Source organism: Desulfosporosinus sp. Sb-LF (assembly GCF_004766055.1).
Lineage (GTDB): Bacteria > Bacillota > Desulfitobacteriia > Desulfitobacteriales > Desulfitobacteriaceae > Desulfosporosinus.
The window spans coordinates 375,152-396,359 of record NZ_SPQR01000002.1; the positions used below are offsets into that span (position 1 = coordinate 375,152).

Annotated in this window: 21 protein-coding genes; all 21 read left to right on the forward strand. The window is 43.5% G+C overall.

Features of this window, described 5'->3' with window-relative positions; genetic code table 11:
* Window positions 1-34: 34 nt before the first annotated feature.
* The gene (locus E4K68_RS20575; RefSeq protein WP_199241683.1) at window positions 35-211 is read left to right on the forward strand and encodes a hypothetical protein; all 177 of its coding nucleotides are present in this window, start codon (window positions 35-37) and stop codon (window positions 209-211) included.
* A gap of 165 nt (window positions 212-376) precedes the next feature.
* Complete coding sequence (gene mfd / locus E4K68_RS04610; RefSeq protein WP_135377664.1) at window positions 377-3,919, forward strand: transcription-repair coupling factor; 3,543 nt, start codon at window positions 377-379, stop codon at window positions 3,917-3,919.
* Between the two features lie 40 nt (window positions 3,920-3,959).
* Window positions 3,960-4,901 (forward strand): peptidylprolyl isomerase, encoded by a 942-nt coding sequence (locus E4K68_RS04615; protein ID WP_135377557.1) that lies wholly within the window; start codon window positions 3,960-3,962, stop codon window positions 4,899-4,901.
* Window positions 4,902-5,062: 161 nt separating this feature from the next.
* Window positions 5,063-5,620, forward strand: coding sequence for a stage V sporulation protein T (gene spoVT / locus E4K68_RS04620; protein WP_135377558.1), 558 nt, complete (start codon window positions 5,063-5,065; stop codon window positions 5,618-5,620).
* A 137-nt stretch (window positions 5,621-5,757) separates the two neighbouring features.
* Window positions 5,758-7,209, forward strand: a complete 1,452-nt coding sequence (gene mazG / locus E4K68_RS04625; RefSeq protein WP_135377560.1) for a nucleoside triphosphate pyrophosphohydrolase — start codon at window positions 5,758-5,760, stop codon at window positions 7,207-7,209.
* Window positions 7,210-7,298: 89 nt separating this feature from the next.
* Window positions 7,299-7,574 carry an HU family DNA-binding protein gene (locus tag E4K68_RS04630; RefSeq protein WP_135377562.1) on the forward strand — a complete coding sequence of 92 codons (276 nt, stop codon included), beginning with the start codon at window positions 7,299-7,301 and terminating at the stop codon, window positions 7,572-7,574.
* Between the two features lie 280 nt (window positions 7,575-7,854).
* Entirely contained in the window at window positions 7,855-8,118 is a 264-nt protein-coding gene (locus tag E4K68_RS04635; protein WP_135377564.1) for an RNA-binding S4 domain-containing protein, read from the forward strand.
* Window positions 8,119-8,286 (forward strand): hypothetical protein, encoded by a 168-nt coding sequence (locus tag E4K68_RS20800; protein WP_206751198.1) that lies wholly within the window; start codon window positions 8,119-8,121, stop codon window positions 8,284-8,286.
* A 78-nt stretch (window positions 8,287-8,364) separates the two neighbouring features.
* Window positions 8,365-8,643: a sporulation protein YabP gene (gene yabP / locus E4K68_RS04640; protein ID WP_135377566.1), complete on the forward strand. Its 279-nt coding sequence runs from the start codon at window positions 8,365-8,367 to the stop codon at window positions 8,641-8,643.
* Window positions 8,644-8,692: 49 nt separating this feature from the next.
* Window positions 8,693-9,187, forward strand: coding sequence for a spore cortex biosynthesis protein YabQ (gene yabQ / locus E4K68_RS04645; RefSeq protein ID WP_135377568.1), 495 nt, complete (start codon window positions 8,693-8,695; stop codon window positions 9,185-9,187).
* A gap of 146 nt (window positions 9,188-9,333) precedes the next feature.
* On the forward strand, window positions 9,334-9,576 hold the full coding sequence (locus E4K68_RS04650; protein WP_135377570.1) for a sigma factor-like helix-turn-helix DNA-binding protein: 243 nt from the start codon (window positions 9,334-9,336) through the stop codon (window positions 9,574-9,576).
* Window positions 9,551-9,862 carry a septum formation initiator family protein gene (locus E4K68_RS04655; RefSeq protein ID WP_135377572.1) on the forward strand — a complete coding sequence of 104 codons (312 nt, stop codon included), beginning with the start codon at window positions 9,551-9,553 and terminating at the stop codon, window positions 9,860-9,862. The genes E4K68_RS04650 and E4K68_RS04655 overlap by 26 nt, the downstream gene beginning before the upstream one ends.
* 98 nt (window positions 9,863-9,960) lie before the next feature.
* Window positions 9,961-10,350: a S1 RNA-binding domain-containing protein gene (locus E4K68_RS04660; RefSeq protein WP_135377574.1), complete on the forward strand. Its 390-nt coding sequence runs from the start codon at window positions 9,961-9,963 to the stop codon at window positions 10,348-10,350.
* Between the two features lie 330 nt (window positions 10,351-10,680).
* Window positions 10,681-12,765 carry a SpoIIE family protein phosphatase gene (locus E4K68_RS04665; RefSeq protein WP_135377576.1) on the forward strand — a complete coding sequence of 695 codons (2,085 nt, stop codon included), beginning with the start codon at window positions 10,681-10,683 and terminating at the stop codon, window positions 12,763-12,765.
* Between the two features lie 193 nt (window positions 12,766-12,958).
* Window positions 12,959-14,719, forward strand: a complete 1,761-nt coding sequence (locus E4K68_RS04670; protein ID WP_135377666.1) for a formate--tetrahydrofolate ligase — start codon at window positions 12,959-12,961, stop codon at window positions 14,717-14,719.
* Between the two features lie 343 nt (window positions 14,720-15,062).
* Window positions 15,063-16,502 carry a tRNA lysidine(34) synthetase TilS gene (gene tilS, locus E4K68_RS04675; protein WP_135377578.1) on the forward strand — a complete coding sequence of 480 codons (1,440 nt, stop codon included), beginning with the start codon at window positions 15,063-15,065 and terminating at the stop codon, window positions 16,500-16,502.
* An 86-nt stretch (window positions 16,503-16,588) separates the two neighbouring features.
* Entirely contained in the window at window positions 16,589-18,538 is a 1,950-nt protein-coding gene (ftsH, locus tag E4K68_RS04680; RefSeq protein WP_135377580.1) for an ATP-dependent zinc metalloprotease FtsH, read from the forward strand.
* A gap of 28 nt (window positions 18,539-18,566) precedes the next feature.
* Window positions 18,567-19,016: a nucleoside-diphosphate kinase gene (gene ndk, locus E4K68_RS04685; protein ID WP_135377582.1), complete on the forward strand. Its 450-nt coding sequence runs from the start codon at window positions 18,567-18,569 to the stop codon at window positions 19,014-19,016.
* A 64-nt stretch (window positions 19,017-19,080) separates the two neighbouring features.
* Complete coding sequence (locus tag E4K68_RS04690; RefSeq protein WP_135377583.1) at window positions 19,081-19,791, forward strand: DUF881 domain-containing protein; 711 nt, start codon at window positions 19,081-19,083, stop codon at window positions 19,789-19,791.
* The gene (locus E4K68_RS04695) at window positions 19,791-20,489 is read left to right on the forward strand and encodes a DUF881 domain-containing protein (RefSeq protein WP_243450260.1); all 699 of its coding nucleotides are present in this window, start codon (window positions 19,791-19,793) and stop codon (window positions 20,487-20,489) included. Before E4K68_RS04690 ends, E4K68_RS04695 begins: the two co-directional genes overlap by 1 nt.
* A 230-nt stretch (window positions 20,490-20,719) precedes the next feature.
* A complete protein-coding gene (locus E4K68_RS04700) occupies window positions 20,720-21,202 on the forward strand; it encodes an HD domain-containing protein (protein WP_199241684.1) in 483 nt (160 codons plus the stop codon).
* Window positions 21,203-21,208: the final 6 nt, after the last annotated feature.

Below are 21,208 nucleotides of genomic sequence, written 5' to 3' on the forward strand. Positions count from 1 at the left end.
AGGGGCAATTCTACTAGTAGGAGGTGATTCTGGTATGAGGATAGTTAAGGTTTGTCATGCCTGTGATCGAATTATTGGTGAGATTGAGTTAGATGACTTGACCGGTCATAACGCGGACCCTATAATGGATATTGTTGGAAATATTGCCTATGAACTTTGCCCGGGGTGTCTACACGAAATGGAGATGGAGCCGAGTAACGTCTATCACTAAGGTGAAGTATGGTGTCGTAGTTTTGTTTGACTTTTTGATTTAGATAAGGGGACATGTCGATGACCATGTCCCTGTTAAGTATTTTAGGGGGAGACAATGGGGGTCCTTTTAGGACGTTCATCTTTTTTTGGTACTTCCGACGAACAATCTTTACACCTTGAAAGGATGACCGGTTTGAATACAATTCATGATTTTCTTCGACGGGGGCTCGATATAGAGGTAATTGACCAGTCGTTAGGCCATGGGGAATGGCCCCAGATGATTTATGATTTAACAGGGAGCCAAAAGGCAGCGTGCATCGCTCAGCTTTTGCAAAAATCAAAGCCGGGTTTGATTCTGACTTATTCGGAGGAGCAGGCCCAAAAGTGGGCTAATGATTTACAGACATGGTGTCCCAAGGAAACCATCTTACACCTACCTACAACGGAATGGCTTCCTTTTGAAGTCTTAGGGAGAAGCCGGGAAACAACCGCGGAACGGATTCGTGTTTTGAATCAACTTGCTCAGAACCGAAAGTGTACGATCGTTGCTTCTGTCCTTGCAGTGGAGCGACGTGTATTCCCGATGGAACGCTGGAAAGAGTATACATTGACATTCGAAGTGGGGCGAGGATATAGCTTGTCTGAGGTGCTTACCACCCTAACCGCCGGGGGGTATGAACGTGTCGAGACGGTTGAAGGAAAAGGACAGTTCGCCTTAAGGGGTGGGATTTTAGACATCGCACCATTAGATGGTGAGGCAGTGCGTATCGAGTTTTACGATGATGAAGTTGATTCCATTCGAACGTTTGACCTTGGCACGCAGAAATCAGTGGCTGCTCAGGAAAAGGTGGATATACCTCCCTCTATGGAGTATGTTGTTACAAGAGAGGAGATGGGTCAACTTCGCTTTGCCATTCGAGCAGAAGCTCGAAAAACAACGGGCCGTCTTCAACGTTCGGGAAGGGAAGAAGCAGCTGAACGGCTACAAAAGAAAGTGGACTTTTTGGAAGAACGACTTGTTCAGGGAATCTTAGATGAAAATGTTTATCCATATCTAAGTTTAGTTGATACGCCTCTCGTCCCATTTTTCTCTTATCTCTCTGAAGATCACTTCGTTATTTTGGATGAACCACTTCGTCTAAAGGAACAATTAGAGTTTCAAACGAATGAACGTTTGTTGGAGTTTACGCAACAGTTAGAACATGGTGAAGAATTTATCCATCCAGATACGCAATTTATTAACTACGATGATATTTTAATTCATGGAAAACAATATCCCTTGGTGGGCCTTTCGACGTTGCTGAGGCAAGCTCCAGGGCTCTCACCAAAGCGGGTTTTTAACTTGAATGCCCGTCCCTTAACGGGTTTCATGGGGAAGACCAGTATGTTGGTTGATGAAATAGTCCACCGAAAGGATGCAGGGAATGTAGTGGCTCTATTTGTCGGCGATGAAGAACATGTAGAGCGTTTGATTCAGGGCCTGAAGGATCGCGGAGTCACTGCATCACGTAAAGTGCTTGAGGGTTCGGTTGAGGAGGGGCATGTCTATATCTATCCGTATTCCCTTGACCAGGGCTTTGAGCTTCCACTCGGGAAATTAGTGGTTCTGACAGAAGCCGAGATTTACAAAAGAGAGAGTAAAGTTGTAGGTAAGAAGCCTCCTAGCGCACCTATTAAAAAGAATCTATACATATCGGATCTTAAACCGGGGGACTTTGTCGTTCATGTCCACCATGGAATTGGGCAATTTACGGGCATTGAACGGCTAGAGGTTGCGGGGATAGAAAAGGACTATTTTGGAATCCGCTATGCTGGAGAAGACCGTCTCTATGTTCCGCTGGATCAACTTCATCTCCTACAAAAGTATTTGGGAAGTGGCGCAGAAGCCCTACCTAAACTTTACAAGCTTGGGGGAACTGAGTGGTACAAAGTTAAAAGTAAAACACGCAGTGCCGTCAAAGAGATGGCGATTGATTTGGTAAAACTTTATGCTGAACGGGAGGCAATCCAAGGATTTGCCTTTTCCGAGGATAATGTGTGGCAAAATGAGTTTGAGGAGAAGTTCCCTTATGTGGAGACTCCTGATCAAATCCAGAGCATAAAAGATGTCAAAGTTGATATGATGCGCCCACGACCGATGGACCGCTTACTCTGTGGGGATGTGGGGTATGGCAAAACGGAAGTGGCCCTCAGAGCGGCTTTTAAAGCTGTGATGGACAGTAAGCAAGTGGCGGTTCTAGTTCCTACCACCATTCTGGCCCAACAACATTTCAATACCTTCAAAGAACGTCTGACAGGGTATCCTATTAAAATCGAGATGCTGAGTCGTTTCCGATCTCCAAAAGAGCAGAAAGAAATAATTTTGGCTCTTAAGGAAGGGCGAATTGATATTATTGTGGGTACTCATAGGATTCTCGCTGAGGCCGTTAAATTTAAAGATTTGGGCTTATTGGTCATTGACGAAGAGCAACGTTTCGGGGTTGCTCACAAGGAGAAATTGAAGACACTGAAGGGCAATGTAGATGTGTTAACATTGTCGGCAACCCCAATACCTAGGACTCTCCATATGTCCCTCGTGGGAGTGAGAGACATGAGTGTCATTGAGACCCCTCCTGAAGGAAGGTATCCAGTGCAGACATATGTCACGGAGTTTCGGGCTGAGGTAGTACGAGACGCTATACGGCGAGAGATTCAACGTGGCGGACAAGTTTTCTATGTTCATAATCGAGTGGAGGATATGGACCAGGTTACCCATTTCTTGAGTCAATTGGTTCCTGAGGCGCGATTCGGAGTTGCCCACGGTCAGATGCGCGAAACTGCATTAGAGCGGGTTATGCTGGACTTTCTGGAGCAGGAAATGGATGTCTTGGTTTCCACAACGATTATCGAAACGGGACTCGATTTGCCCAATGTCAACACACTTATTATTGATGAGGCGGATCGTTTTGGGTTATCTCAACTTTACCAATTGCGTGGACGCATCGGGCGGTCTAATCGAAAAGCATTTGCCTACCTACTGTATAAACCGCAAAAGGTTCTTACTGAAATTGCCGAAAAACGTCTGGCTGCCATCCGTGAGTTCACGGAATTTGGGGCTGGATTCAAAATAGCTATGCGAGATTTGGAAATTCGCGGTGCAGGGAACTTGATTGGTGCTCAGCAGCATGGACATTTATCAGCGGTGGGATTTGAGTTGTATAGTCAGATGCTCAAGGAAGCGGTTCAGGAACTTCGTGGAGAAAAGGTAGAGGAAGTTATCGAACCGAGCATTGAACTCCAGGTAGATGCCTTTTTGCCGAACTCGTACGTTGCGGACGGCCAAATTAAGGCGTCGTTGTACCAACGTCTAGCGATGGTTGGGGATGAGGAACAACTTGGTGAAATGGTGGACGAATTGGTGGATCGCTTTGGAACTCCAACGCGTGAAGTCGAGCATCTAATTGAGATTATCCGAATAAAACTACTGGCAAGTTCTTTGAAGGTAGAACAAATTCAACAAGCTAAACAAAATGTGTTGATTCGTTTTACGGTAGATCTTGGTATGACGGGAGAACATCTAATGGCCGTGGCATCGGCTTCACATTATCCGTTGACTTTTCGGACGATGCCCAATGGAAATCTGGAGTGTAAAATTCGTGTCCGTACGCTTGAACAAGAGGATGTGATTGAGGCGGTACGTCGGGTGCTCTCGACATTCTGCGATATTGCTTCAAAGACAACTCCTTGATATACTATGCACATGTCAAATTTTGAAAGGGTGTGTCTATATGCAAAAATCCCGAGTGGGAATAATTTTAGGTGTCCTTGCATTGATGCTTGTGACCACGGGGTGTTCTTCGTTGGTTGGTGGTAAATGGGCAGTAAAAGTTAATGGAGATCCGATTTTAATTAAGGACTATGATGCACGCGTTGCCGATGCGCAAAAGACCTATGAAACACAAGGCATGAAATTCGATACAGATCAAGGGAAACAGGCTTTAACCCAGATCAAGAGCCAGTTATTAGATCGCATGATCGAAGGTAAACTTATAGCCCAAGAAGTTAAGAATCAAAAGCTCAATCCAGAAGATGCAAAGGTGAAGGAGCAGGAAGACGTTATCAAGAAAAATCTAGGTGATGCTACGAAGTTTCAAGATACCCTCAAACAACAGGGTATGACAGAACCCGAATTAAAGAATTTCTTAGCAGTTTATGCGAAGATAACAGGAGATATAAAGGTAAGCGATGCTGATGTTAAAGCATTCTATGACAAAAATGTCGCAAATTATAGTCAGCCTGAAAGTGTGAAAGCTCGTCATATTTTAGTCAAAACGGAAGATGAAGCAAAAGCAATTATTGTTCAACTTAAAGCAGGAGCTGATTTTCAACAGCTTGCTAAGGATAAGTCGATTGAGCCTGGTGCAAAGGACTCGGGTGGAGATCTTGGAACCTTTACTAAGGGGAAGATGGTACCTGAATTTGAAAAGGCAGCGTTTGCCCAAAAAGTTGGTACATTTTCAACAGAGCCTGTAAAAACGGAATTTGGTTACCATGTTATTTTGGTTGAAGCACACACGAATGCTGTAGCCGCAGACTTCGCGAAAGTTAAGGCCCAAGTGGAACAAGATGCGCTGAATGCGTCAAAAGATGCCAAGTTCCAGACATATTTTGACGATTTACGTAAGAAAGCAAAGACAGAATATGCCAAGGGATATCAGCCTGCAGCTTAATAACGACTAAAGGAAGGTAATGAAAATTGCCTTCTTTTGTTTTGCATTGGAAAAAAATGAATAATTGGCAATCTCTAGATATATACTATCATTGAATTTAAGGTGCAAAAAGAAAGTGCGAAAATGAGTTTCGGGAACGACAAAAGGAGGAAAGTGCGTCTATGAAAGCAACTGGTATTGTAAGAAGAATCGATGACCTCGGTCGTGTCGTTATACCAAAGGAAATTCGTCGGACTCTTCGTATTCGGGAAGGGGATCCGTTAGAGATTTTTGTAGATCGGGAAGGGGAAGTCATCCTAAAGAAATACTCACCTATCCGAGAGTTGGGGGAATTTGCCAAGGAATATGCCGAATCCCTATTCGAATCGACGGGCCATATTACATGTATCACGGACCGCGATACGATTATCGCAGTCGCTGGAGCGTCAAAAAAAGAGTACATGAATAAAACGATAGGCCCTGCCATAGAACAGGCTATGGACGAAAGAAAAACGATTCACATCGATGCTGCAGGAGAACATGCAGTGTGCAAAAACTGTCCGGATAATGAGGAAGAGGATAAATGTAAATTTATCAGCGAAGTCATTGCTCCGATTATTTCGCAAGGGGACCCTATAGGTGCAGTGATTCTTATGTCCAAAGAGTCTAAAATGGGCGATTTGGAGATTAAATTGCTCGAAACAGCCGCTGGTTTCTTGGCAAAGCAGATGGAACAATAATCTTGAAGATGATCTATTAAAGCGGCTGTGCCGCTTTAATTTTTTAGCATCGATAAAGTAGTTTTTAGTTTGCACCATTAGGCTGAGTGCATGCTAGTTTGGTTTATGGTAAAATACCCACAGGGGGGTGAAAGAAAATGTCCTCGTGTCTTCACGTTATTGGACTAGGTCCTTCGGGGCTTGAACAGCTAACATTAGGTAATTACCGCCGTATTTGTGATGCAAAGAAAATCTTTGTGCGAACATCCCAACATCCCTGTGTTCAGGAATTGATAGCAGAGGGTGTATGCGTTGAATCGTTTGATGAAATCTATGCCACTGAACCCTCTTTTGAGGCAGTGTACGAACGAATAACGGAACAGTTGGGTAGGGAGTTAAAAAAGGGCCTTGAGGTTATCTACGCCGTTCCTGGTCATCCTATGGTTGCGGAAAAGACCGTACAACTTATTGAAGAAAAGCTTGCACAGGAATATAATGTCGTGATTCATCCAGCCATGAGTTTTGTCGATGAGATATTTAGAGTTTTAAAGTTTGATCCAATTGAGGGGGTCCTGATACGTAATTATGATGCCCTCAGGGATGTAGGTTTGACTGGACAGGAATGGCTTGTTATTCCCCAGGTGTATAATAAATTAATTGCCTCAGAGGTCAAATTGGATCTCATGGCTGCCTATCCCGACGACGCATGGGTGTACATTGCACAAGCTCTTGGCACTCCCCAGGAAAAGGTGGACAAGCTCCCACTTTATGAAATGGATCATGGGATATTCGATCATTTGACAACGGTTATTTTGCCGCCGAACTCAGGGGTTATTTCCTTCACTAAATTGGCCAAAGTGATGGAGACTTTGCGCTCTGTGGAAGGGTGTGCATGGGATCGGGTACAAACGCACGATTCGTTAAAGCCGTGCCTGATTGAAGAAAGTTATGAAGTGCTTGAAGCGATTGAAAAACAAGATATGTATAATTTGTGTGAAGAGTTGGGAGACTTATTATTACAAGTTATTTTTCATACCCAAATTGCTTCAGAGAGTGATAACTTTGAGCTCCAAGACGTGCTTCAAGGAATTATCCAAAAACTGCTTCGCCGTCATCCTCATGTTTTTGGGAAAGAGAAGGCTACAACAGCCGATGATGTAATTTTAACTTGGGATAGAATTAAAAAGGAAGAGAAGGAAAATGAACGTGACGAGGTGGCCTTCTTTAATGATCCTAAAGGGTTACCTGCCCTCATGTGGGCTTCTTCAACACAACGTAGAGTGGCTAAGGTAGGGTTTGATTGGCCTGATCTTGATGGACCCTGGGGAAAGGTCGAGGAGGAATTACAAGAGCTTAAAAACGCTTTGGCTGATGGAACAGGAATTAGTGAAGAATTAGGGGATTTAATATTTGCAATCGTTAATTTATCTCGATTCTTAAAGCTTGATGCGGAAGAAGTTCTAAGGAGTACTATACATAAGTTCCAAGGTCGGTTTCTTAAAATGGTTGAGTTAAGTCAAAAAGATGACCAAGACTTCGAAAAACTATCTCTCAATGAAATGGATGTTTTTTGGGAAAAAGCAAAATCTCAAGAAAAAAGTGGTATATGATTGGAATGTAACCTGAAAAAGCAGGAGATTGGCTATTTATCGCGAAATATAATTGTCGTGAAAAGATCAGTTATTAGGAGGGGCTATTTTTGAATAAGGCTGAATTAGTTAGTGCTGTTGCAGAAAAGGCTGACATGTCCAAGAAGGATGCTGAAAAGGCGGTTAGTGCCGTTTTCGCAACAATTGAGGAGTCCTTGGCACAAAGTGAAAAAGTTCAACTAGTTGGTTTTGGTACATTCGAAGTAAAAGAACGTGCGGAACGGACTGGAAGAAATCCACAAACGAAAGAAACAATCTTGATTCCTGCTGCTAAGGTACCTGGCTTCAAGGCAGGAAAGGCTCTCAAGGATGCAGTCCAAAAATGAGTCTTTGAATATAAAAATCAGGTTCCAGGTTGTTCTGGAACCTGATTTTTTTCCCTTGAATTAAAAATTTAAAGGAAAAAGTTTTTAGACTCTATTACTTTACTTGTAATATTTTAGTATCTTTCCTTTTTTATGTCCGAATCTTGTTTAATACTTAAGTCCAATTTTATAAGGAAAGGAAGTGAACCACCTGGTTTATTGTTAAAATACTTTAGTCGATAAAGTGAAGTTATTGGTACAATAGGAAGAGGATTGTCCAATAATTTAAACCAGGATATGTATGCGTATTGATAAATATTTGAAGGTTTCTCGCCTTATAAAACGGCGCACTGTTGCCAAAGATGTGTGCGTCGGTGAAAAGATCGCTATTAATGGACGGACGGTAAAACCCTCGGCGGAAGTGAAAGTAGGAGACCGAGTCACCCTGGAAATGGGGAAACATATTCTTGAAGTCCAAGTTTTAGCGACGCCCAACAGCGTAAGAGCCAACGAAGCCCAAACCCTCTATGAATTGATTCGGGATGACCTAAAGACAGAGTCTTGATTGAAAGACTCTGTCTTTTTTTGTTTAGCGAGTACGGAAAGTGGAATTGAGTCAATAGGCTCAGACGATAGAGCATTAAGAAACGCAATGGTTGACATGCGGAATAGCAATGGAGCGACGAACGAACAAATAACTGACTCCCTAATGGAGCGAGTGGCAAACGGCTAATAAACTTAATCCCTAATGACTAAAGGTCGAATAAGGTGAATAGGGTTATAAGAAGAAAAAGAGTTAGGGGGATGGGGCATGGTGGACAAAGCTAGCAAAGGACATCGCCTTGTCATGGAAAATCGAGAACTAATCGCGTTGACAGGAGTGAAAAAGGTTCAGTCCTTTGACCCCAAGGAAATCATTCTTGAAACTGAACTTGGGATATTGAGTATCAAGGGAGATCAGTTAGGCATCAAATTGCTGAATCTCGAGGACGGGTTGGTTGACCTTCAGGGGCATGTCAGCGCCTTAATCTATCATCGAAATACGGGCGATGGATCCCGTCAAGGCTTTATTAACCGCATCTTCCGTTAAAAGACCTCCATAGTCACAGAAGAAAGGAGGAAGAACAATCTCAGAATTTGTGACGTTTTTTTGGGTAATTGTAGCGGGTGCAACAGTGGGCCTAGCTTTTGATTTCTATCGTTCATTCAGACGTTGGCAAGGCTGGGGGCAGATTTTGACTATTTTAGGGGATGTGCTCTTTTCCTTAGTCGCGTTGTGCATTCTTTTCCACTTTTTTAAGAGGGCAAATGCATTAGCCTTTCGTTTTTATATTATTTGGGGAAGTTTACTTGGCCTGATCCTATATCTAAAATTAGTGAGTCGTTTTTCCGTACGCATTTTTTTTGGATTTTATAGGGTTATAACTTACTTTGCAGAACTTATCCACAGAGGGATAATGATTCCTATCAAGGCTCTCGTTTTCATCATGAGACCGCCTTATGCCATGTTGCGCTGGTTCAGTTTACTTGTCTATCGAATTGGCGAGTTTATCCTTCTAGAACCAATCGTGCATATCAAAAGGAGGTTTAAGGAGCTATTGAACCACCTTTTGCCCCCCAAGATAAATGGGTAAAATTTCCGAGAGGGATTGATTCCCCAGTAAGGAGTAGCTATAATAGAATTATCACATTAATTTGTCCATTGTTTGTAGACGCTTTGTAAGAGGTTTGTCCACAGAATATCCACACTTGTGTATAACTTTAGCAAGGGCGTGCTACAATGCAGATTGAAATTAGAGGTTTGGAAAAATTAAGCTTTCGGGAACGCCAAGCAGTGATCCTCAAAGAAAGTGGGAAATCTCTCGAAACCATTGCTAAACGACTCCATCTTAGTCAAAGTTCTGTAGCAACTTTATTAACCCGTGCAAGGGGTAAAGGGTATGAGATCGTTTGTATCATCCCGGAAGGTGAGCTCGGTTTAGGAGGAGAGGAATTGGATGAGGAAGGCTCGTCAGAAGATTAAGACTCAAAACAGGCAAAGGGTTCGACTTCGTAAAGGGTCTGTTTTTTTACTTTGCGTTATGCTTGCGATTATCGGAAGTTCAGCATGGCAAATATGGAAACTCCGTATCCAGGTTGAGGATCAATTAGCCCATTTAAATCAAGAAAAGGGGACATTGCAACAACAAGAAAAACTTCTTCGCGATGAAATTGCTCAATTAAATACCCCAAGTTACATCGAACAGTTGGCTCGAGAGCAGTTAGGACTCGTAAAACATGGCGAAATAATCATTTCTCCCAAAAATTAGTACCCTGCAATGCTTTTCTAACCTTGACAGGCATGAAACGTACTGCATATAATATAGAGTAGGTTAGATAGATCATCACAAGGAGGAGTTTACTTCGTATGGCCATTGACGTTGGCAGTATTGTTGAAGGAGTCGTGACAGGGATCACGAACTTCGGGGCATTTATTGAATTGCCGGATAGAGTAACCGGACTTGTACATATCTCGGAAGTCGCTGATGCCTATGTCAAGGACGTTCGAGATTATTTAAAGGAACAGGATCACGTTAAAGTGAAGGTCATTCATGTTGATGAAAAAGGAAAGATTGGACTTTCGATCAAACAAGCAAATCCAACTGTTCGTAATGTGAGTCGTGAACGCCGTCTTCCGCCGACTGTATCCTTTGAGGATAAATTGGCTAAGTTTATAAAAGACAGTGATGAGCGTCAAACCGAATTTCGCCGGGCCACGGACTCTAAACGTGGAGGTAGAGGTTCAAGCCGATACTAAGATAACCGCCGAAAGGCGGTTTTTTTATTAAGCGGATATTTTCAATTAGAGGAGGCCGCCATCCTTGCCGTCGGTATAAATTCGAACGTCCTGTTCCAGGTGTAGAGAGTGTGAGAACTAAGGCTTTTCTTTTGTGAAAAAGCCTTAGTTTTTTTATACCTATTTTATGAGAATGCGGGCGCATTTGAGAGAACCTCAGGGTTAAGTCGGAAGTATAAAGAGATTTATTATGAACAACGTCGAAAGTTGTTGCGCTTCATTGACTCCACTAGACAAGCTTTGCTATCTAGGTGGTCTATAATGTTATCATAAATGGTAAGAGGTGACATTATGACGGAATGGGCAACGCTGAAACTAGATCAAGGCCTGCGTAGTAGGATTTCAATTGAAAATTCCTTTTTCCCGCTAATATTGGGGGGGCTGTTGGCGCGGGGCAGCATTTTGGGTCTTCATCCTTTCGGAGTCGCGTTCGGTGCGGCATTGCTGTTGAGAGGGGAAGGCGGATTATCCTTTGGGTTACTGGGTATTGTCATCGGTGTGCTTTCCTTGAAAGACGTATCCTTTTCCCTACAGGTTGTGGCAATTTTAGCAACTTTGACAGTGATTTTACCATCTGTGCGGAAAAAAAGGCACGAGGGAATCTATTTAGTGATTCTAACCGGGTTAATGGTAGCACTCATTTCTTCTATTGCCACAAGCTTAGCAAATCCAAATCTTTATACCTTCCTCATTATTGGGCTTAATAGTATACTGGTTGGAGGCTTTGCAATCGTTTTTTGGTTTGCACTGAGTCATCAAGAGGCTATTTGGAGGGGCCAATTTCAGCGAGAACAAGGAATTGTCTGGCTTTTAATCCTTATCGGTGTAATTAGTGGTCTTCAAGGTGTTCAAATCGTGGGAATCAATTTTTCGGTCGTCTTGTTGAGCTTTTTCACTTTATTTGTATCTGAACGATACGGAGCGGGGACTTCGGCAGGCGTCGGAGCAATATTAGGCTTTATGCCTCAACTGACCTTAAACACCCAAAATCTTATGGATGCAGGAATATATGGTTTGGCTGGTTTTTGTACAGGCGCATTTCGACGGTTTGGGAAGGTAGGAATTGGGACAGCTTTTATTGCGGTGATGCTGATGCTGACTGTTTTTCTTCGACAAGAGGCAATTTATACTCAACTTGTTTCCTCATCAGTTGGTTTGTTCCTTTTTCTTCTATGGCCGGGAGCAACTCCCAGTAAGGACTTTTTGAAACCAAAAGTGATTCCGGAGGTAGAAACCACGGTTTCCAAAGTTAAGACGTTGGCAGAGATTTTTGATCAAATAGCATTAAGCTATCAAGCTGCTGAGTCAGAATCGTTTGAGGTACGCCCAGAAGTTTCAGAACTGATGAACGTTCTGGTTGAGCGTGTGTGTCATTCTTGCCCGACTGTTGATGTATGTTGGAATCGAGAATTTTATAAAACCTATCATATCTTTTTTGAACTGTTTGCCCTGGTAGAGAATCAAACGGATGTCAAGCTACAATCTTTGCCAGTCGAGTGGAAGCGTCATTGCGGAAGAATGAAAGAAATGCTGTTGGGTGTGCAATTTATTATAGAACAAGAGAAGAGCCAGGAAACTTGGCGGCGTCGTCTAGTACTTAACCAAGAGGCCTTGTCGCGGCAGTTTCTTAATGTTTCGCAGGTTATAGGGAATCTTGCTAAGGAACTTCACACTCAACATAACTGGGAAGTAGTTAAACCCTCGAATTTAGCACGTCGTCGCCGCCAATTTCTCGATGTGGGCGTAACGACATTTACGAAAACTGGAAATAGAATGAGCGGAGATAATTATGCTTCGATTGCATTCTCCACGACGCAACATGCCTTTATTTTGAGTGATGGGATGGGAGTAGGAGAAAATGCTGCGAAGATGAGTGCAACTGCCCTAACTCTCCTTGAGCAACTGTTAACGACAGGGTTTGAACCAGAAGGCGCAATTCAGGCGCTGAACTCTATCCTGGTCCTGCGCTCTCCTGAAGAAAGCTTCGTGACGATTGATATGGCTATTTTAGATTTAGAGTCTGCTAATTTGAAGCTGATTAAAGTGGGGGCATCTTCCTCCTATCTGGTCGGTCCCAACGGAGTAAAATCTTACTCATCGTCCAGCCTTCCGGCGGGTATCTTGAACCAGATTGACATTCCGGTCATAGAGGCTGAGATGCAGAGTGGAGAAACATTGATCTTATTAACAGATGGAGTACAAGATGTTTTGAAAGAGGGTGAGGATTGGATAAAAAGTTTTTTGGAGAAGGTGACATTTAATAATGCCCAAGAAATAGCCGACCTTATTGGCCAGGAGGCCCGTCAGTTAAGCGGAGGGGCCTTGGATGATGATGGCATTATATTGGTCGTTCGGAAAAACTATTGGAACGAGTGATGGGCTTGACTAACTAAAAGTAAACATTTCAACGGTTACTTGGATTTCCTTGCTATTATTTGGATTTTCCCTGCCACAAGGAGGAAATCTGAAATGTGTGTCGAATCAAACTATTATGTCTTTTACTGAGACAGCCGATTTTAAACGTCTGATTTTCCAGGGAAGAGTAAATTGTAGAGGGAGCGGATTAATTATGGCTTGGGATGCTACAAAACTAAAGGACTGGCAAATTGCCGAAGAGGCCGAAAAGAACATGCCTACTGTTGATGAGCTAATAGAAAAACTGTCACTCAAAAAGGATGAACTCATTCCTTATGGAAAGACACCTAAAGTAGACTTTCTGAAAATGATGGAGCGCCTCAAAGATAAACCGGATGGCTTTTATATTGAAGTTACTGCCATTACCCCTACACCATTAGGCGAAGGAAAAACGACGACTTCATTAGGGCTGATCGAGGGGCTTGCTAAGAGAGGAGTTAATGTTGGCGGCGCTATACGACAACCATCTGGTGGACCGACCATGAATATTAAGGGGACAGCTGCTGGTGGTGGCAACGCCCTTCTGATACCGATGACTGAGTTTTCCCTAGGACTTACTGGTGATATCAATGACATCATGAATGCACACAACCTCGCTATGGTAGCTCTGAATGCCCGGATGCAGCATGAAGCTAATTATACGGATGAAGAGCTGGCTAAACGTGGCTTGAAGCGCTTAGACATAGATCCTAAGAATGTGGAAATGGGTTGGATCATCGATTTCGCTGCGCAAGGCTTAAGAAATATTATTATTGGGATTGGCGGAAAAAAAGATGGTTTCCAAATGCAATCTAAATTCGGGATTGCAGTGGGTTCAGAGTTAATGGCTATTTTGGCGATTGCTAAAGATTTGCCTGACTTAAGAGAACGAATTGGAAAAATTATTGTTGCTTATAGTAAGACTGGTCAACCTGTCACAACCAAAGATTTGGAAGTTGATGGCGCAATGACTGCTTGGATGCGTAACACAATTAATCCGACAATTTGTTATACCGCTGAAGGTCAACCTGTCATGGTTCATGCTGGTCCGTTTGCCAATATCGCGATCGGTCAGTCGTCAATCATTGCCGACCGCCTTGGCCTCAAAATGTTTGATTATCATGTAACAGAAAGCGGATTTGCAGCAGATATCGGCTTTGAGAAGTTCTGGAACGTTAAGGCCCGTTTAGGTGGTTTGAAGCCTAATGTTTCCGTCCTTGTCGCTACAATCCGAGCTCTCAAAATGCACGGCGGAGGCCCTGCTGTGGTACCAGGTCGTCCATTGCCAGATGAGTACACCCAAGAAAATCTCGAACTCGTGGAAAAAGGGTGCGCGAACTTGCTTCACCATCTTAGTATTATTAAGAAATCTGGAATTGTTCCTGTTGTCTGCGTAAATGGCTTTTATACGGACACCGAAGCAGAGGTTAACTTGATTAAGAAGATTGTTAAAGACGCGGGCGGACGCTGCGCGTACTCTAACCACTGGCTTGAAGGTGGAGACGGTGCTCTGGAATTGGCGGATGCCGTCATGGATGCATGTAAAGAAAACGTTGATTTCAAATGCCTCTATCCGTTGGAAATGCCTCTTCGTCAACGCGTTGAGCTCATTGCCAAAGAAGTTTATGGTGCAGACGGAGTTGATTGGGCTCCGGAAGCTGAAGCTAAGGCTAAGAAATTCGAGTCTGATCCGTATTATGCAGACTTTGCTACCATGATGGTGAAAACTCATTTAAGCCTATCCCATGATCCCGCATTAAAAGGTGTGCCGAAGGGTTGGAGATTACCAATTCGTGACATCTTAGTTTATGGTGGGGCGAAATTCCTTTGCCCAATGGCTGGGACGATTACTTTGATGCCTGGTACAAGTTCTGACCCTGCCTATAGAAGAATTGACGTTGACACCAAAACGGGTAAAGTTAGTGGTTTGTTCTAAGAATGAAACTTGATGCCAATCAAAAACCGACGAAAGGATTCGTCAGGCCCTGAGCAATCAGGGCCTTTTCTAATTAGAAAGAGCAAATTTCTTCTATCTAATCAGAAATCGGTCTAGGTTTGTGTGGATTGTGCTTTTTCTTATTTCTCAGGCCAAATATTGTCTGTTTTAGGATGAAGGTGTTAAACTATTGGAATTAGAGGTTTAAACTTTTTGGGGTGGAGCATTTAACCACCATATTCGAGTATGCCTTTATTGATTAACGGAGAGAATGTTAAGGGTTACAGCGAGAACCATGTGTTTACAATAATTCTCTTGCGTTTGTTCGGAAAGGGGTCATAATATGTACGAAAAACTACGTGCGCAAATTTTACCTCGACTGATCTCCCCGAACGCAAAAGTTATGGTCGCGGTGTCGGGAGGACCAGACTCAATGGCGCTAAGTCATATTCTTTGGCGTTATGCTCGACAGGAACGGTCTATGGGAATTTCTTTGGTTTTAACTCATGTTCATCATGGGGTTCGGGAAGAGTCTGATCAGGAAGTACACCTAGTTCAAGAGATGGCCGCGAAGTGGGAGATCCCTTGCATTATTCATCGTTTTGATGCAAAAGGGTATGCTAAACTCGTAGGCCAATCATTCCAAGAGGCGGCCCGAGAATGGCGTTATGCCCGTTGGAAAGAGGATATGATCAAGCAAGGGTGTACCCTTCTTGCAACGGCGCATCATCTCGGTGATCAAGCAGAAACCATTCTTTATCGGCTACTTAGGGGAAGCGGAACTGCTGGTTTAGCGGGAATATATCCTAGCAAAGGTTCTATCATTCGTCCACTTCTGGCGTTTGCGAAACAGGATATTTTGAATTACTGTGCGCATGAAGATTTGCCATATGCACTTGATTGTTCAAACGATGAACCAGTCTATGTTCGAAATCGAATCCGCTTGGAATTATTGCCTGTCTTAGAGAAGAATTACAATCTTAAAATTCAGGAGGCATTGGGGCGTACTGGAGAACTTCTGCGTTGGGATGAAGAATACTTAGCCCAGCAAGTGGAAGTAGCATGGAGAAGATACAACCTTAAAGACGCAGATGGTACAATCGGTTTAAGCCGTGGGATTTTTGATGAGTCTGCAGCGATTCTTTCCCGATTATTGCGTAAGGCGGCGATGCTGGTAAGCAATGAACCTCGTGGATTAGGATTCTCCTATGTTGTAAAAATTATGGAATCCCAGGGAAAGCCTGATTGGATGCAGGATTTGCCAGGCTTGCGAGTGAAAATTACAAATCAAGGTATTTGGTTTAGAAGTTATACTGCTATTAGTGAGTCTGACGGCGCGAGTATTCCCTTCCAAAATAAAGCCCTTCCAGATATGGCCTTGGGTTTGGGAAGATGGTCCGGAATCCCAAGTTTGCAGGCGGATATTGGCTTGTGTGACGAAGTGGAATTATCTTCAACCCTAGGAACTTTAGACAAATGTGAGAAAAACATGGTAGCAGTTTTTAGTCGGGACCTATTGGTCCGTTTCCCAAATCAGTTGGTGTGTCGTACTCGGCGACAAGGAGATAAGATGTGGTTTCAGGATGTGGGACATAAATCTATAAAAAAAGTTTTCCAGGAAGAAACGATATCAGTTGATGTAAGGGATAAGCTACCTCTGATTGCGTGTGGAACAGATGTACTCTGGATTCCCGGAGTTCGTCAAAGCGATCTGTATCGGCCCAACGAGGACTCTAAAAGGATCTATTGCATTCTTCGGCCATGGGCTTTAAGCGCAATTTGAATTCGTTGTAAAACCTAGTACTGCATGGTATAATATGAAGAATTGCTTTGTAATAAAGTGGTTTGAACTAGAGAGGAGGACCCTGTTTGAAGGTCTTTAAGAATGCAACTATTTATGTACTCATAATTCTTATGGCGATTATGTTGATTAAGTGGTCGACCCCTCCCGTCAGTAAAGAGGCAGGACTGGATTACAACGCCTTTAAAAGGGCTGTTGTTGAGAATCAGGTTAAAGATGTTGCCGCTGTTGTTGAAAACAATACCATTAAGTATACGGTCACAACGAAAGACGATAAAAAACACGAGGTGATTGGGCTTGCTAGTGATCCTCAACTTACAGCGGATTTATTAGCCCATGGTCTCCCGTTAAATTTAACAACGCCTCCAGAATCTCCTTGGTGGATTGGCTTAGCTACGACATTGCTTCCGATTATCATTATTGTTGGATTATTCTTCTTTATGATGCAACAAAGTCAAGGTGGCGGAAGCCGTGTGATGCAGTTTGGAAAAAGTAAGGCTCGTCTTGTTGGGGAAGACAAGAAAAAGGTGACGTTTGCGGATGTAGCAGGTGCTGACGAGGTTAAGGAAGAACTTGAAGAAGTTGTGGAATTTCTAAAGTTCCCCAAAAAATTTAATGAATTGGGAGCGAAGATCCCTACTGGGGTTCTGCTATTTGGGCCTCCTGGAACAGGTAAAACCTTACTCGCTCGCGCTGTTTCTGGAGAAGCTGGTGTTCCATTCTTTAGCATCAGTGGCTCTGATTTTGTAGAAATGTTTGTCGGAGTTGGAGCTTCTCGAGTTCGGGATTTGTTCGAACAAGCCAAAAAGAGCGCTCCTTGCATTGTCTTTATCGATGAGATTGATGCGGTTGGACGGCAACGGGGGGCTGGCTTAGGTGGCGGACATGATGAACGTGAGCAAACTCTCAACCAACTCCTTGTGGAAATGGATGGCTTTAATGGAAACGATGGAGTTATTATTATCGCGGCTACGAATAGGGCGGATGTCCTTGACCCAGCTCTCTTGCGTCCAGGACGTTTTGACAGGCAAGTTGTTGTTGACGTTCCTGACGTTAAGGGGCGCGAGGAAATTCTTAAAGTTCATGCCAAAGGTAAGCCGTTAACGGCGGATGTTGATCTTGAAGTTATCGCAAGACGAACCTCTGGTTTCACGGGAGCGGATCTAGCGAATTTGATTAACGAAGCTGCACTTCTATCTGCTCGTCGGAGTGAAACCCATATTAGACAGCAAGCAATGGAGGATTCCATTGAACGGGTTATTGCGGGACCGGAGAAGAAGAGCCGTGTAATAAGTGACTTCGAAAGAAAATTGGTATCTTATCACGAAGCAGGGCATGCCCTACTTGGAGAGCTTCTCTCTCATACAGACCCCTTGCACAAGGTGTCGATTATACCCCGCGGAAGGGCAGGAGGATATACTCTTCTTCTTCCGAAAGAGGACCGTCATTATATGACGAAATCCCAATTGCTTGACCAAGTGACCATGTTACTGGGCGGACGCGTAGCAGAGTCCGTGGTGCTTCATGAAATTAGTACGGGTGCTTCGAATGACCTGGAACGCGCCACAGGATTAGTTCGTAAAATGATTACGGAGTTGGGGATGTCGGAGGAACTAGGTCCACTCACGTTCGGTCACAAAGAAGAGCAAGTTTTTCTAGGAAGAGATATTTCCCGTGACCGTAGCTATAGTGATGCGGTGGCTTATGCGATCGACAAGGAGGCTCGCCGCATAATCGATGACTGTTATCAGAAGGCTCAGAATCTGATTCGTCAAAACATTGGTAAATTGCATGCGATCGCGGAAGCTTTAATGGAGAAAGAAACGCTCGATGTCAAGGACTTTGGCGCTCTGATGGCAAAGTTTGATGTTCCCGCGGACGTAGAAGAACGTACGGAAGTTTCGGTAAACTTGGAAAAGACCGTGGATGGTTCGTTAGATACGGTAGAGGATAAAAGCTCGCAAGGTAAAGAGTTACCACGTCAAACCGTTGAAGATGAGTTAAACAAAATCGACTAACGGCATGTATGAGGGGAGTAGGGAAAAAATGGAGAGGACATTTATTATGTTGAAGCCGGATGCAGTCCAGCGAGGATTGGTCGGCGAGATCATCGCTCGATTCGAGAAAAAGGGTCTCAAACTTGCTGGATTAAAGTTGATCAAAGTGGATCGAACCATGGCGGAAGCACACTATGCGGAACATAAGGGAAAAGGGTTCTTTGAACCTACAGTTGAATATATTATGTCTTCTCCGGTCGTTGCGATGGTTTGGCAAGGGAAGAATGTAGTGGCTTTAGCCCGTGAACTTATGGGAGCTACTAATCCTGCTAGTGCAAATCCAGGTTCAATCCGAGGGAGCTATGCGATGGATATTAGCCGTAATGTTATTCATGGCTCTGACTCGGTTGCAAGTGCTGAACGTGAGATTGCACTTTACTTTAAACCGGAAGAACTTATAGACTATCCCAAAGTGGGCGACGAATGGTTGAGTGAATAAAGAATTTGAGGGACGCCCGAAGGGGTGTCCTTTTTCCGAAGTTGATGTTCTGGAGGTATGATAAATGCAGTTGGAGAAAAGAGAGCGGTCTTTGCTAGGGTTGGCTTCAATTTTGATCGGATTTCTCTTTATCATCTTGCTCAAAGCGCAGGGGGCTTCTGGAAGCCAGGTAACAAGACAGGATACAGCTGTGCCTAGTCTGATTCAAACGGAACAAGAGAATCAACAAATTTCTTCGGATAATGAGAGACTGCAACAGGAGCTAGAGAAATACGCTCAAGGTCAAAGCGCCTCTTCGTTAGCGAATCAGCAACTTCAAGAAGCCCAAATGAATGCAGGTGTAATAGCGGTTACTGGTCCCGGTGTGCGGATTACGCTTGATGATTCAAAGCGCGCTCCCAAAGAACAAGATGATCTGAATAGTTACTACATCCACGAACAATATATACGCGAGATCTTTAACGCTCTCTGGAATGGCGGGGCTGAGGCTATTGCTGTGAATGATCAGCGAGTTACGACCAATACGGAGGTATTCTGTGGCGGATCATATATCCAGATTAATGGGACTCGACAAATGCCTCCTTATGTAATTGAAGCAATTGGTGATACTGGTAATTTGTCGGCTGCACTTAAATTTTATGGTTGGGATAAACTTGGCGATTTTCAACAGCAATACGGAATCACACGTAAACTTGAAGTTTTGGAAACGTCTACGATCCCAGCGGGTAAGCTAAGGAATTATCGTTATGCTGAACCTATCAAGGAGGGGACATAGTGCATCGTTGGAAGAGGAGCTTAGCGCTGCCAGTCACTATGGTAGCGATTGCCTTAGGTTTTCTGATATCTCTGCAGGCCCAAACACAAAAGAATGTATCGGCAGCAGAACGAATTAGTTTGCAACGAATGGCCCAAATGAAATCAGTACTTTTGAATTCCCAGACGCAAAATACTAAACTACAAGAGGAACATCGTGTCCTATTAGAAAGGTTGGACAACGCCCGAAAAAAGGTTGGTACGGATCCGCAGCTTCTTGCGCAGCTCAAACAATTGCAAATGCTTGAAGGGACGCAAACAGTAGAGGGACCGGGAATTCAGATTAACGTCGATGACCGTAATAAAAAGGTCCTTTTTCCTCTCAGTACGGACGACATTGCTCGGATGATTAATACTTTGAAGTTCGCTGGCGCTGAGGCAATCAGTTTAAATGGACAACGGATCGTTAGTTCGTCAGCAATTGTGCTAAGTGGAAGCTCGACTATTTTAGTGAATCAAGTGCCCATAAACCATGCGGAGGGAATTCCGTATGAAATGAATGTAATAGGAGACCAGGATACCTTATTGGATTATTTTTCTAAGCTAGAAGCTCCTGACCTAAAGCAAAAGGGGATGACGGTGAGTATTACAAGAAAAACATTACGTATTCCATCCTATAAGGGAGCATACACATTTAAGCATGCGGAACCCGTAAAATAGTCTGAGTTTTTAATTTTTATTATATTCTTTTTATTTTCCGGCAGGATTTATCCTTATTTTATCGAAACAGTATGAACAGGCCTCCTATATAAAATAATAGGATGTTTAAAGAGGAAAGTTGGGCCTTGGGTTAACTCCCGGGGCTTTTTCTCTAGCTGGCTTATGGCATATGGATTATTATATTAAGCAGTCGTGCAAAATGTTGGGAGTGGGATAATATTTTACACTCAATGGCTCGTGTCAACCAACTAGTAGAACTTGCGGATTATATCAGTCACATGGGTAAGATAGAAGGATTGGAAAGGGAACGGTGTTTTTGTAAGCATGGCTTTGAGCATGGGTTAAGTGTTGCTCGTATAGCCTATGTATATCTTTTGGAAAAGGGAGTAATGACTTTATCGAAGGAAAAGGTATATGCTGCAGCGCTGCTTCATGATATTGGACGTTGGGTTGAGTATCAAACCGGTGAAGATCACGCAGAGGTCAGTGCGCGGCTGGCGCTTCCTTTGCTTGAAGTTTGTGGGTTTGATTCAGAGGATATTCAAGTAATCTTAAGTGGGATTCGTGAACATCGTCGGCATCCTGAAGAAAATTTAACGCTCTTGGGTGAAGCATTGGCCCTCGCTGATGACTGGGCCAGAGATTGTCGCCTTTGTTCCGTTCAAAATCAATGTTATAAGTTCAACCATACAATGAAACAGATTGTGTATTAAGGTGGA

Excerpts from the sequence above, each read along its gene's own strand:
- yabP (WP_135377566.1), top strand. The coding sequence starts at position 8,365 with ATGGTGGACAAAGCTAGCAAAGGACATCGCCTTGTCATGGAAAATCGA.
- mazG (WP_135377560.1), top strand. The coding sequence starts at position 5,758 with ATGTCCTCGTGTCTTCACGTTATTGGACTAGGTCCTTCGGGGCTTGAA.
- E4K68_RS04665 (WP_135377576.1), top strand. The coding sequence starts at position 10,681 with ATGACGGAATGGGCAACGCTGAAACTAGATCAAGGCCTGCGTAGTAGG.
- E4K68_RS20575 (WP_199241683.1), top strand. The coding sequence starts at position 35 with ATGAGGATAGTTAAGGTTTGTCATGCCTGTGATCGAATTATTGGTGAG.
- E4K68_RS04670 (WP_135377666.1), top strand. The coding sequence starts at position 12,959 with ATGGCTTGGGATGCTACAAAACTAAAGGACTGGCAAATTGCCGAAGAG.
- tilS (WP_135377578.1), top strand. The coding sequence starts at position 15,063 with ATGTACGAAAAACTACGTGCGCAAATTTTACCTCGACTGATCTCCCCG.
- ndk (WP_135377582.1), top strand. The coding sequence starts at position 18,567 with ATGGAGAGGACATTTATTATGTTGAAGCCGGATGCAGTCCAGCGAGGA.
- E4K68_RS04660 (WP_135377574.1), top strand. The coding sequence starts at position 9,961 with ATGGCCATTGACGTTGGCAGTATTGTTGAAGGAGTCGTGACAGGGATC.
- E4K68_RS04615 (WP_135377557.1), top strand. The coding sequence starts at position 3,960 with ATGCAAAAATCCCGAGTGGGAATAATTTTAGGTGTCCTTGCATTGATG.
- mfd (WP_135377664.1), top strand. The coding sequence starts at position 377 with ATGACCGGTTTGAATACAATTCATGATTTTCTTCGACGGGGGCTCGAT.
- E4K68_RS04635 (WP_135377564.1), top strand. The coding sequence starts at position 7,855 with ATGCGTATTGATAAATATTTGAAGGTTTCTCGCCTTATAAAACGGCGC.
- spoVT (WP_135377558.1), top strand. The coding sequence starts at position 5,063 with ATGAAAGCAACTGGTATTGTAAGAAGAATCGATGACCTCGGTCGTGTC.
- E4K68_RS04650 (WP_135377570.1), top strand. The coding sequence starts at position 9,334 with ATGCAGATTGAAATTAGAGGTTTGGAAAAATTAAGCTTTCGGGAACGC.
- E4K68_RS04690 (WP_135377583.1), top strand. The coding sequence starts at position 19,081 with ATGCAGTTGGAGAAAAGAGAGCGGTCTTTGCTAGGGTTGGCTTCAATT.
- E4K68_RS04700 (WP_199241684.1), top strand. The coding sequence starts at position 20,720 with ATGGCTCGTGTCAACCAACTAGTAGAACTTGCGGATTATATCAGTCAC.
- E4K68_RS04655 (WP_135377572.1), top strand. The coding sequence starts at position 9,551 with ATGAGGAAGGCTCGTCAGAAGATTAAGACTCAAAACAGGCAAAGGGTT.